This window comes from Thermovirga lienii, from assembly GCF_036847465.1.
GTDB classification, from domain to species: domain Bacteria; phylum Synergistota; class Synergistia; order Synergistales; family Thermovirgaceae; genus Thermovirga; species Thermovirga lienii.
In genome coordinates this window covers 77,222-88,697 of the sequence record NZ_DAITZW010000003.1, presented here as the reverse complement: position 1 = coordinate 88,697, position 11,476 = coordinate 77,222, and the positions used below count along the sequence as shown (strand labels likewise).

At 45.6% G+C, this 11,476-nt stretch carries 12 protein-coding genes; 3 read left to right on the top strand and 9 right to left on the bottom strand.

The window, feature by feature from the left end:
• Positions 1 to 84: 84 nt before the first annotated feature.
• Positions 85 to 861 (bottom strand): nitrilase-related carbon-nitrogen hydrolase, encoded by a 777-nt coding sequence (locus V7Z69_RS02335; RefSeq protein ID WP_014163441.1) that lies wholly within the window; start codon positions 859 to 861, stop codon positions 85 to 87.
• Between the two features lie 137 nt (positions 862 to 998).
• On the opposite strand from V7Z69_RS02335, the gene V7Z69_RS02330 reads away from it, so the two are divergent.
• The 3 genes from V7Z69_RS02330 to hypE are packed head-to-tail and all read left to right on the top strand — an operon-like array spanning position 999 to position 3,320.
• Complete coding sequence (locus V7Z69_RS02330) at positions 999 to 1,247, top strand: HypC/HybG/HupF family hydrogenase formation chaperone (RefSeq protein WP_334138294.1); 249 nt, start codon at positions 999 to 1,001, stop codon at positions 1,245 to 1,247.
• Positions 1,222 to 2,328: a hydrogenase formation protein HypD gene (gene hypD, locus V7Z69_RS02325; RefSeq protein ID WP_014163443.1), complete on the top strand. Its 1,107-nt coding sequence runs from the start codon at positions 1,222 to 1,224 to the stop codon at positions 2,326 to 2,328. The genes V7Z69_RS02330 and hypD overlap by 26 nt, the downstream gene beginning before the upstream one ends.
• Positions 2,328 to 3,320, top strand: coding sequence for a hydrogenase expression/formation protein HypE (hypE, locus tag V7Z69_RS02320; protein ID WP_014163444.1), 993 nt, complete (start codon positions 2,328 to 2,330; stop codon positions 3,318 to 3,320). The genes hypD and hypE overlap by 1 nt, the downstream gene beginning before the upstream one ends.
• Before the next feature lie 41 nt (positions 3,321 to 3,361).
• Here hypE and V7Z69_RS02315 read toward each other — a convergent pair whose 3' ends face one another.
• The 8 genes from V7Z69_RS02315 to V7Z69_RS02280 form a co-directional block, all read right to left on the bottom strand.
• Positions 3,362 to 4,144 (bottom strand): TIGR00282 family metallophosphoesterase, encoded by a 783-nt coding sequence (locus V7Z69_RS02315; RefSeq protein ID WP_014163445.1) that lies wholly within the window; start codon positions 4,142 to 4,144, stop codon positions 3,362 to 3,364.
• Between the two features lie 19 nt (positions 4,145 to 4,163).
• Positions 4,164 to 5,693 carry a ribonuclease Y gene (gene rny / locus V7Z69_RS02310; protein ID WP_334138293.1) on the bottom strand — a complete coding sequence of 510 codons (1,530 nt, stop codon included), beginning with the start codon at positions 5,691 to 5,693 and terminating at the stop codon, positions 4,164 to 4,166.
• A gap of 98 nt (positions 5,694 to 5,791) precedes the next feature.
• Entirely contained in the window at positions 5,792 to 6,229 is a 438-nt protein-coding gene (locus tag V7Z69_RS02305) for a regulatory protein RecX (protein ID WP_334138292.1), read from the bottom strand.
• A complete protein-coding gene (gene recG, locus V7Z69_RS02300) occupies positions 6,226 to 8,307 on the bottom strand; it encodes an ATP-dependent DNA helicase RecG (RefSeq protein WP_334138291.1) in 2,082 nt (693 codons plus the stop codon). The genes V7Z69_RS02305 and recG overlap by 4 nt, the downstream gene beginning before the upstream one ends.
• A gap of 8 nt (positions 8,308 to 8,315) precedes the next feature.
• Positions 8,316 to 8,807, bottom strand: a complete 492-nt coding sequence (locus V7Z69_RS02295; protein ID WP_014163449.1) for a DivIVA domain-containing protein — start codon at positions 8,805 to 8,807, stop codon at positions 8,316 to 8,318.
• Positions 8,808 to 8,842: 35 nt separating this feature from the next.
• Complete coding sequence (locus V7Z69_RS02290; protein WP_014163450.1) at positions 8,843 to 9,541, bottom strand: YggS family pyridoxal phosphate-dependent enzyme; 699 nt, start codon at positions 9,539 to 9,541, stop codon at positions 8,843 to 8,845.
• The gene (locus tag V7Z69_RS02285) at positions 9,535 to 10,491 is read right to left on the bottom strand and encodes an efflux RND transporter periplasmic adaptor subunit (protein WP_014163451.1); all 957 of its coding nucleotides are present in this window, start codon (positions 10,489 to 10,491) and stop codon (positions 9,535 to 9,537) included. The genes V7Z69_RS02290 and V7Z69_RS02285 overlap by 7 nt, the downstream gene beginning before the upstream one ends.
• 15 nt (positions 10,492 to 10,506) lie before the next feature.
• Positions 10,507 to 11,472, bottom strand: a complete 966-nt coding sequence (locus tag V7Z69_RS02280; protein WP_014163452.1) for a 2-hydroxyacid dehydrogenase — start codon at positions 11,470 to 11,472, stop codon at positions 10,507 to 10,509.
• Positions 11,473 to 11,476: the final 4 nt, after the last annotated feature.

Sequence of the window (11,476 nt, the reverse complement as noted above, 5' to 3'; positions counted from 1 at the left end):
TTGGGTTGATTTTTAAAAAACCTTGTAACCTAAATTCAACTTTCCTTTCCTCAGCAACTCCTTATTTTGCATGCTATTATATTTTTATTTCCACTTTCGGTAAAGAGCGGGTCTTTTGGAGGACACAATCGAATTTTTCCTCCTGGCTTCATCCACCAAGCTCAAATCTAGCGACACACTCTCTATGGTTTGATTTTCGCCCAAATGTACCAATACATCACCAAAGGGATCAATTATCATGCTTTGCCCGCCGAAAGAAAAGTTCTTGCCCTTATCGCATCTATTGACTCCTACGACAAACACTTGGTTCTCTATTGCCCTTGCTATAAGCAGAGTTCTCCAAAGGCGAATATGCTCTCTTCGCCAAGCGCCTGGAACAAAAAACACCACTGCACCCTTTTCTCCCAAAGCCCTGGGAACTTCCGGGAACTCCATGTCGAAACATATCATCACTCCACACAAAATTCCCGCTATTGGCACAATCCCTAAAGATGATCCGCCACTGAACAAGTTAGGCTCTTTCATTCCTGGGTACAAGTGAATTTTGTCGTAAAATACCCTATCGCCATCAGGAGAGTATACATAGCATCTGTTCCTGTTTCCCCTTTTAGTAGCAATAGCCATGGAACCAGCCACTATCCAAGCTTTATGTCTTTTCGCCAGTCTTCCAATGGTGTCAAGCACATGTGAATTATCCTTGACAAGAATACGAGGGTCAGTTACTGGGTAGGTGGCATTCCAAAGTTCAGGCAACACCACAACATCGCATCTTCTTTTGAGAGCACTCTCCAAGGTATTGATGACCATGCGTATGTTTTTTTCAGGGTCTCCGTGAGAAACTGCAAGCTGGACTATGCTCACCTTCAATTCCTTTCATCCCTCTCAAAAAGCTTCTTTATTTATAATAACAAAGACAGAGGATCCTAACACTTCCTAATTCTTCCATTTAAGGATAGAATGTTTAACGACTTACAACCTCTTATGGAAGGAGCACCGATATGTGTCTTGCAGTACCTCACGAAATAATAAAAATACTGGACGAAAACAGGGCCATAGCCGCAGCGGGACCGGTTGAGGTTGAAATACGAACAGATATGGTATCCAACATCTCGATTGGCGACAAGGTTCTAGTTCATGCTGGCTTCGCCATAGAAAAACTTCAAGGAAGCGAAGGAGAAGAAATATGCAGCTTATGGGAAGAGCTAAGGGAAGTGATGGAAAATGAAAACGCCTCAAACAGAAAATAAAGAAAAAATAGTTCCTATACTATCCCACGCCTTAAACTCTCTCCTAGAGGAAGCTGCTACGAAATCCATTACCGTCATGGAAGTATGCGGGACTCACACAGTTGCCATATTCCGCCACGGCCTAAAGGCACTACTACCTAAATCCTTCAAACTCGTATCAGGGCCTGGATGCCCCGTATGCGTAACAGACCAATCGGAGATAGATGCAGCTATTTCCATAGCAGAAAGGGAAGATTCCATAGTGGCCACATATGGTGATATGTTGCGGGTCCCAGGAAGCTGGACCTCTCTTCAAGAATGTAGGGCTAGAGGAAGATCTGTAAAGGTAGTAACCTCTGTCACTCAAGCCCTCGACCTTGCCGAAGAGAACCCAGATAAAAACGTGGTTTTTTTGGGAGTCGGGTTTGAGACGACAGCACCAGCAACAGCTTTGGCTTTGATTGAGGCAAAAAAAAGAAAGCTCGATAATTTTTTGGTTCTTTGCATGCATAAAACTGTCCCCCTCGCACTGGAAGCCTTAGCCAACTCCGAAGAGCTGTCTTTAGACGGATTCCTACTTCCAGGACATGTGAGCGTAATCATAGGATTAAACCCATACCGCTTCATACCTGAAAAATACGGAAAAGCCTGTGCTATTGCAGGATTTGAACCCTTCGAAATAATGGCCGGTCTTCTAGAAATAGCCAGGCAGGTAATAAAAGGAGAACCTACAATTAAATCAATGTACCCAAGAGCGGTAAGGCCGGAGGGCAATAAGACCGCACAAGAGCTTCTCGACAAAGTCTTCGAACCATGCAACGCCTATTGGAGAGGACTAGGAGAGATACCTCTTTCTGGTTATAAGATACGCCCAGAGTTCGAAATCCACGACGCGTCACTCCGCCTAAACATAGAAAAGAAGCCTTCACCCCTCCCAACGGGCTGCCGATGCGGCGACGTCTTGAAGGGCCTCATAAGCCCAATAGAATGTCCTCTCTTCGGCAGGGCTTGTACCCCCATGAAGCCCGTAGGGCCATGCATGGTGTCAAGCGAAGGTAGCTGCGCTGCACAATACAAGTACGACAGGAAGGGGCAATTATAATGGAGAAACTGCACATAGGACATGGAACCGGCGGAAGGCTGACCTCAGAAATAATATCCGAAATATTGAGGCCTTTCCAAAAGACCTCCTCCAGCCCCTATCTGGAGGACTGTGCAATCGTCGACGGTAATATCGCTGTAACTATAGACGGATACACCGTATCTCCAAGGACGTTCCCTGGGGGCGACATAGGGAAACTTGCAATCTGTGGCTCCGTAAACGACCTAGCCATGAGAGGGGCTAAACCCAAATTCATCGCTATGGGCTTGATAGCAGAAGAAGGACTTGATAAAAATGAGCTTTTATCCTACATGGAAAGCGCTGCAAATACATGCGCTGAACTCTCAATACAGCTTGTGACAGGAGATACCAAGGTGCTACCGAAAGGTCAAGTCGACGGACTATATATAACTACTTGTGCTATAGGCACTCCGCCTTTGGACAGGGAGCCTCTGGGCATGGTGCGCCTTGTTCCTGGCGACGTACTAATAGTCACCACAGAGATAGGTCAACACGAAGCAACTATAGCGGCCGCAAGATACGGACTGACAGTGCCCTCTCTAAAATCCGATTGTGCCCCGTTATGGCCCTTGGTGGAGCAAATAATAGAGATGAAAGGCATAAAATGCATGAGGGACTGCACCAGGGGCGGTTTAGGGACAGTCTTATGTGAGTGGGCCGAATCCACATCCTTGGGAATAGACATTTATGAAGAAAAGATCCCAATCTCCAGTGAAGTCTCTTCCATATGCGACATTTTAGGTTTCGATCCCCTTTACTTAGCATGCGAGGGCTGTGCCGTGATAGCTGTCGCCCCAGAAGATGCTGAAAAGGTTCTTTCGAAGTTAAAAGCCCACGAGCTCGGGAAAAAGGCACAAATAATTGGACAAATCACTGAAGAACACAAAGGTTATGTGGGAATGAACACAAAAGCTGGGGGAAAACGACTCGTAGATATGCCCGTAGGAGAGATGCTCCCGCGAATCTGCTGAGCTAGACAAAAAAATGAGAGGCGGGAGAATTCTCCCGCCTCTCATTTTTCGTAAACTTCATAAATCCTTAAAATATTGGTTGCCTTCCCTGTGGTTTCATCTACTTCCACCACCACTGCGTTCAATATCAATCCCTCTTTGCATACCTCAAACTTGGAAGGCGTACCCTTGAGAAACCTTTCCATGACTCCTGACTTCTCCATGCCTATAACTCCAGCATGACCGCCTGTCATACCCACATCGGTTATGTAAGCCGTCCCGTTGGGCAATATTTGCTCATCTGCCGTCTGAACGTGCGTATGAGTACCCAGGACGCAAGATACTTTTCCGTCTAGAAACAGCCCCATCGCCTTTTTTTCTGAGGTCGCCTCTGCATGAAAGTCAACTACAACTACTTCAGCATTGCTATCTCTAATGATCTCCTCGGCCTTTCTGAAGGGACAATCAATTGGAGGCATAAATACTCTGCCTTGTAAATTTACAACCAACACCCTAGTACCCTTATCTGAGAGGAAAAAACCATACCCCTGCCCATGAACCCCCGGAGGGTAATTGGCAGGCCTCAGCAGCCTTCTTTCGCTGTCCAGAACCTCGAGAAAGTCTTTCTTGTCCCATATATGATTCCCACTAGTTAGGCAGTGGAAACCCATACTGAAAAGCTCGTTCATCACCTTCTCTGTAAGCCCAAACCCCCCGGCAGCGTTTTCTGCATTGGCAATGCGAAAATCAAAGGGGCCAAACCGAGATTCCAGCTGCTTTAAGTTTTCACGAAGGAGCACTCTTCCCGGTCTTCCGACTATGTCCCCCACAAAAAGAATCTTCATTGCTTTCTCCTATCTTTCCCTATTTTGCGTACTCAACGGACCTGGTCTCTCTTACCACGACAACTTTTATCTGGCCTGGATATTTCATCTCTTCTTCTATTTTTCTGGCTATATCAAAGGCTATTTTATGTATGGCCTCGTCGTCAGCAACGTTAGGAGAGACCATGACCCTAACTTCTCTTCCAGCCTGAATTGCATATGCCTTGCTTACTCCCTTGAAGGATTTTGCCAGAGATTCAAGTTTTTCAAGCCTTCTGATATACGACTCCAGGCTTTCCCTTCTAGCACCAGGCCTTGAGGCACTTACAGCATCGGCAGCAGCCACTAAGACATCGTAGACAGAAGTCATTTCCTCATCTTCATGGTGAGAAGCTATAGCGCTGACAACTTCGGGAGGTTCCCCATAGCGCTTGGCTAAATCCCTTCCAATCAGAGCATGGGGACCTTCCATTTTGTGATCCACAGCCTTGCCTATGTCGTGCAGCAAGCCAGCACGCTTAGCCAGAGTTTCGTCCAGATTGAGCTCTGCCGCCATCATTCCAGCTAGGTGTGCAACCTCCAAGCTATGAGAGAGAACGTTTTGTCCATAGCTCGTCCTGAACTTGAGTTGTCCCAGTAGCTTAACCAACTCAGGATGGATGGATTTTATCCCCACGTCCAGTAAAGCTTCCTCTCCCGCCTCAAGTATCATCTCTTCCACATCTTTTTGAGCTTTCTCTACGACCTCTTCTATCCTGGCAGGATGAATGCGACCATCCGTGACCAACCTCTCCAAGGATAACCTCGCGACCTCTCTCCTTACCGGGTCAAAGCTGCTCAGAGCAACCGCCTCAGGGGTATCATCTACAATCAAGTCTACCCCCGTGTAAGTCTCGAAGGCTCTTATGTTTCTGCCTTCACGACCTATTATCCTTCCTTTCATCTCGTCAGACGGCAAATTTACCACGCTGACCGCCATCTCCGAGGTTTGATCCACTGCACACCTCTGTATCGCGCTAACCACTATCTCTCTTGCTCGCTTTTCAGCTTCCCTTTTAGCCTTTTCTTCCAACTCTTTAATTTTTGCTCCGATAAAATATGCTGCTTCCTCTTCGGCCTCTTTCAGCAATAGATCCTTGGCCTCTTCCCTCGTCATACCTACTATCTCTTCCAATTTCTTCAGTTGTTCCTTATGCAAGACATCAATTTCTTCGCTCTTCTTTCTAAGTTCTTCTTGTTTCTGCCTTATTTCGTCCTCGCGCCTCTGAAGAATGTCCAGCCTCTTCTCTAAATTTTCCTCTTTCTGTTCTATTTTCCTCTCCGCTCTTTGCAGCTCTATTCGCCTTTCCCTAATCTCCCTCTCAGTTTCTTGGCGCAACCTTATTATTTCTTCCTTAGCTTCCGTTAATATCTCTCTTTTCTGCCTTTCGGCTTCCTGCTGGGCCTCTTTAAGGATTCTCTCTCGCTCTTCTTCCGCAGTTCTTATTTTTTTCGTTATGAGAATCCTGTAAGCAAAAAAGCCGGCAGCAACGCCTACGACAGCGCCCGCTACGAGCACAAATGGTAGCATGTAAACATCACCCCTTATTCCATTGTCAAGTTACATAATAGTAATTACAGGATATTCCATATCTTACGAGTGCTTTCGCACCAACCGTATTCTACCCATTAAACTAAATCTTCACAAGTTGCGTCTAAGACCTTCCTTATTGTTGAAGGGGCAAACCCCCTCCTTAGCAGCCTAGCTGTCATTTGTTCCTTGCTCAGGAGACCGTTCCATTCAGAAGCCAACCTGAGACATTTTTCAAACTCCTCCTCGCCAAACCGCTCTTTCACCTCTTCCATATCTCTTTGCGATATTCCCCTTCTACGAAGCTCCAGCAAAATCCTTCTCAGGCCCCACTCCTGGTGGGTTTCAGCAAAACACACAGCATAAAATTTATCATCTATTAAACCATATTCTTCCAGAATTTCTACCACCTTTGTCGAAACTTCTTCTTTAAAGTTTTTCCTTCTGAGCTTATCCATCACTTCCTTTCGGGTGTATGCCCTTTTACTTAACAGCCTCATTGCAAACTCTTTGGCTTTTCTCTCTTCTTCGTTCATGCCGTTATCACCAAATCCAATTTATCTCCCAGCTGTCTCAATAATAATTCTTTCAGTTTGGGGTATCCCTCCAGCTTGGGATCCTTTTCTATCAAAGAGAAAGCTTCTTTTCTGGCCAAGTTAAGTATTTTCCTGTCACGAAGCAAGTTGGCAACCCTAAAATCTGTTACTCCATGCTGTCTTGTTCCACACACTTCACCTGGCCCCCTTATGGCAAGGTCCGCCTCAGCGATCTTGAAGCCATCGTTAGTGGAACACATTGCTGCAATCTTCCTTTTTCCATCATAATCGTCCGGCCGGCCCAAAAGGAAACAATATCCCTGCTTATTGCCTCTGCCGACCCTACCCCTCAACTGGTGCAATTGCGATAGTCCAAACCTCCACGGATCTTCAATCACCATGACAGTCGCATTGGGCACATCAATTCCCACCTCTATAACAGTTGTGGACACCAAAACATCAATATGCCCCTTTTCGAAATCTCTCATTATCTGTTCTTTCTCCCTATAGGGTTTCTTTCCATGGAGAAGGGCAACGGTCTCTTCCTTAAATATCTCCCTCAAATGAGAAAACCGACTCTCTGCTGACGCTATGCTCAACTCCTCATTTTCATCTATCATAGGGCATATCCAGTAGACCTGCCCACCTGCTTTTATCTCTTCTTTCAAAAAACTTAAGAGTTCTGACTCCTGCTCCTTTTTCACGCTTTTAGTTATTATATCTTTCCTGCCAGGCGGCATTTCATCTATGACAGACACGGACAAATCACCATAAACCGAAAGCGTCAAAGTCCTTGGAATAGGAGTCGCAGTCATAACCAGAACATGGGGATGTTCCCCCTTATCAGCCAAGATGCCCCTTTGCAATACCCCAAACCTATGCTGTTCATCTATGACAACAGCACCTAGATCCCGGAAAACCAAATTGTCCTGTATTAGGGCATGGGTACCTACGACGATGTTCACCAATCCATTAGAAACTTCCTCGTAAATTATCCTTTTCTCTGCGGAAGGCACAGAACCTGTCAACAAAGAAACCTTTACTCCCAAGGGGGTCAACCATTTATGAATCTTTTCGAAATGCTGCTTGGCAAGAACCTCGGTAGGGGCCATAAAAGCAGCCTGATATCCGCTGTCTATAGCACAGAGCATGAAAAGTATCGCAATAACCGTTTTACCAGATCCTACGTCTCCCTGCAAAAGCCTGTTCATTGGTATTTCTTTCGACACATCATCCCTTATCTCTGAAAACACTCTTTTTTGGGCATCCGTTAACTTAAAGGGTAGCACTTTGTGAATGAACGTATCCACCAAAGGGCCGTTCACGTTGAATTTATGCCCCTTATTGTCCTCAACGTAAGACCTTCGCCTCACAGCAAGTCCCAGTTGCAACAAGAAAAGCTCCTGGAAGGCCAACCTGTTACGGGCAGCCAACCAACTCTCCCTGGAGCTTGGGAAGTGCATTTCCTTGATAGCTCGGAAAAAGTCGGGATAATCGTATTTAGTCAAGATGTCTATGGGCAAAGGGTCTTCCACTTCTTCCTCTATCAAACGCAAAGCTTCCTTCACTATTTTCCTAATCCACTTTTGAACCAATCCCTGAGTTCCGGGATATACAGGCACGATCATTCCCACGTTCTCGGGAGATGAATCCTCGTCCAACACCTCAAATTCACCGTTATTGACCTGTTTTATTCCTTCCCTTATTTCGATTTTTCCATAAACAGCCACTCTAGTGCCAGGCTCTAAGACACTCTTCAACCCTGGGCGATTGAACCAAACTGCCTGGACAAACGATGAACCATCAGTGAGCAAAGCAGTGCTGATAGTAAGATTCCTTCTCTTGGCTTTCCTCTCTTCTGTGCTTACAACACGGGCCAAAAAGGCCTTTGTCTCTCCTGGTTCCAGGGATGACAAATCCGATAACTTGCTCCTATCCTCATACCTTCTCGGCATAAACCACAGCAAATCTTCTACAGTTTCAACCCCAAGCTTTCTAAACTTTCTTGCCCTTACTGGACCTACTCCCTTAAGGTACTGAATAGGAGAACTAAGATCAATTTTTCTCAACTTTTCCAAATGCGCTTTTATGCCTCCTCAGATAAAACTTCTTCCTTCTCGATGTTCGTCGCCTCCAAAGAATTGAGCAACGATCCATATTTTGATATCAAGCCCTTGAATTCTGCTATGAACTGGTACCTTACCTGCTTTAGACGTTCAATATCTCTCCTGTATGCTTCAGCTTTCTCTCTGGCATCCATGACGATCTTATGGGCCTCGGCCTCCGCTTCGGCTATTATAACCTCTGCCTTGCTCTCTGCATTGCTCACCCGCTCCTCGGCACTTTTCTGCGCAAGGATGAGGGCGTCCTGCAGAGATTTCTTTAACTCGTTGTACTCCCTCAACTGATCTTCCATCCTTGCAACCGTTGTTTCAAGGACCTTAACCTTTTCAGCGTAGTCCTGAACAGTAGCTATAACCTTTTCGATGAAATCCTCCACCTCTTCCGGGTTGTATCCCCGCAATGACCTGCTGAAAGAAATGTTCTCGATGTCCAGCACCGTCATAATAGTTCCCATGCCGTTCCCTCCTTTCCTCACCTTTCTTCACAAGCTCACCTTCTTGGACCAAAAAGAGCCGTGCCTATTCTAACCATGGTGCTACCTTCCATTATCGCATATTCGAAATCATCACTCATTCCCATTGAAAGCTCCGGCAACCTTATTTGTAATGACTCTTCAAGCTTAGAACAAAGCTCCCTAAGAAGCGCAAAAGATCTTCTGATCTCGAACTCTTTCTCAGTTAAAGGGGCCATGCCCATCAATCCTATGAGTTTAAGGCAATCACAGTCGTTCAATACATGTTCCACCAACGCCTCAACGTCCCCTGGATCTACTCCCTGTTTGCTTTCCTCGCCTGATATGTTCACTTCAACCATGCACTCCAGCTTCTTATTTTTTTCCTTGGCTATGCGCTGGAGCGTATCAGCCAAGGTAGAGCTGTTCACACTCTGAATACAGTCAAATATGTCTATGGCCTTTCTGGCCTTGTTCCTTTGAAGGGTACCAATGAAATGCCACGGTATACGGACATCTTCGGGCCAGCTATTCTTTTTCGCCATGGCTTCTTGAACCCTATTCTCACCTATGGCGTAAACTCCGCTTTTTGCAACCGCGATCATTTCCTCCAATGTCCTCGTCTTCGTGGCTGCTACTATTTTGATTTCCTCAGGCTTTCTGCCGGCCTTGATGGCAGCATCCGCTATCCTCTCTTTTATCTTCGCTACATTCATCGATATAACCTCTATCACCATAATCTGATCACTCCCTCCCTGGCCTTTGAAGCGTTCTTAACCACGACTTCGCCCGGTTTAAGTCCATTAGTGACCATAAACTTCCCTTTGCCAACAGGAAGGCCTTCTATTTCGTGTCTTATTACTTCATCTCCTTCAACTTTGTAAACCCACAGCTTCCCATCCTGCATAAGAACAGAGCTTTCTGGTACAACTACACCTCTTCTCTCCCCCATACACAAAATTAAACTGGTACCCCTTGAATAAATATACTCCAAAGGGAAAAAAGGTAATGTAACATAAACCTTACTCAGAGAACCAGTCTGGCTTATTGCCTCTATGTCTGCATCAAACATAAAACTATCTTTGTTCATCTTAATGCTCATCTTTCTACCCTTAATCAACTCATTCAATAGCGGGAAATGACCCAAATATACGATCGCTCGCAAACGTTGGGGTTGGGGTATTAACTTGCCTATAGGTGTCCCTTTAGAGACAACCGCACCATCCCTCATAAGTTTTAGTTTCTTCTCTACCGATATCCCAGGATGATTCCATAGATTGATATAATTCCATTTATCTTCATATCCATCTGTTCCTGCAACAAAGTAGCCTGGTTCTTTGGCCTTAATTTGCACCTTACTGCCAGAATCCAACTCTATAAATGCTAAGGTCTCGTTCTCTCCAACGAAGAACGGTCCCACTCCCTTAGGATAAAAGACCCTACCTACGTTTGGGGAGTAAATAACCTTTTCATTCCACAACAGCACGGCCTTTAAAGGTGTCTCGTCGATATAAAAAGATCCTTCCGCCAGTGCCAAAGCAGGCCTTGCAGCAGAATAGCGCTCATACCACTTGATATATACGTAAACGGCCCCCGCCACTATGCCTGCAAAGCATATGACGTAAAGCAATTTCAAGAATATCTTGTCAGTGGCTTTATGTTTGTTCTTCCTTCTATTCCTTCTCATATCAGGTACAGACCTTCAGTTCTCATTACCACGTGTCAGTAAAGATTTTAATTCTTCGCCTCCGTAGAAACGTCTTATGTTATCTGCAATAAAATTGGCAACTCCCTTCACGGCTTCATCTGTTACCCCTCCTATATGAGGGGTAACCAAGACTCTAGGATCGGCTAACAGAGGGTCTTCAGGATCTGCAGGCTCATCCCAAAAGACATCCAAACCTATACCCGCAAGCTTGCCTCCCTCAAGAGCTTTCTCTAAAGCGCTTCTTTTCACAAGTTCCGCCCGCGCCACATTGATTAGGTAAGTTCCTTCAGAGACAGCGTCGAAAAATGATTCATCAACTATGTTCATGGTTTCCTTATTAAGCTCCAATGCCAAAACTATAAAATTGCTTCTGGGAAGGACCCGATGCAAGTCCTTCAGCAGGCAGAACTCGTCTAGCATTAAAGAGTCGAATTCCGGCCTGAAAGACCTGTTCACTCCTATTACATTCATACCAAAACCTTTAACCCTCTGGATGACACATTGGCCCACATTTCCAAGTCCTATTACTGTCACCGTCTTTTTCCACAAGGCCACACCTCTAGGGGCATACAGCCTTTTTTTACGTAAGTTCTCCTGGGTACGGTTCCACCTCCGAGCTAAAAGAAGCATGTGCATTATCGCCAATTCTCCAACACCCTCTGCGTTTCCTGTGCCTTTGGCCGGAACATTGCAAACCTTTACCCCTCGCTCGGCACAAGCTGTCAGATCTATTTTCTCTACGCCTACACCCCATTGATGTATAAATTTGAGATTCGGGGCCTTATTCAAAAGGGCTTCGTCGACTTTCATAGGTCCTATCACCATTACCTCAGTTGAGGGAAGGTAATTCAAGAGCTCTTCTTCCGAGCACACATCTACCTCCAGACCATCAAAAACACTCTCCACTTCTGGAAAAAGCTTCTTGAAAGCCTTGCCTACCAATAACACCTTACTTCCCATGGGC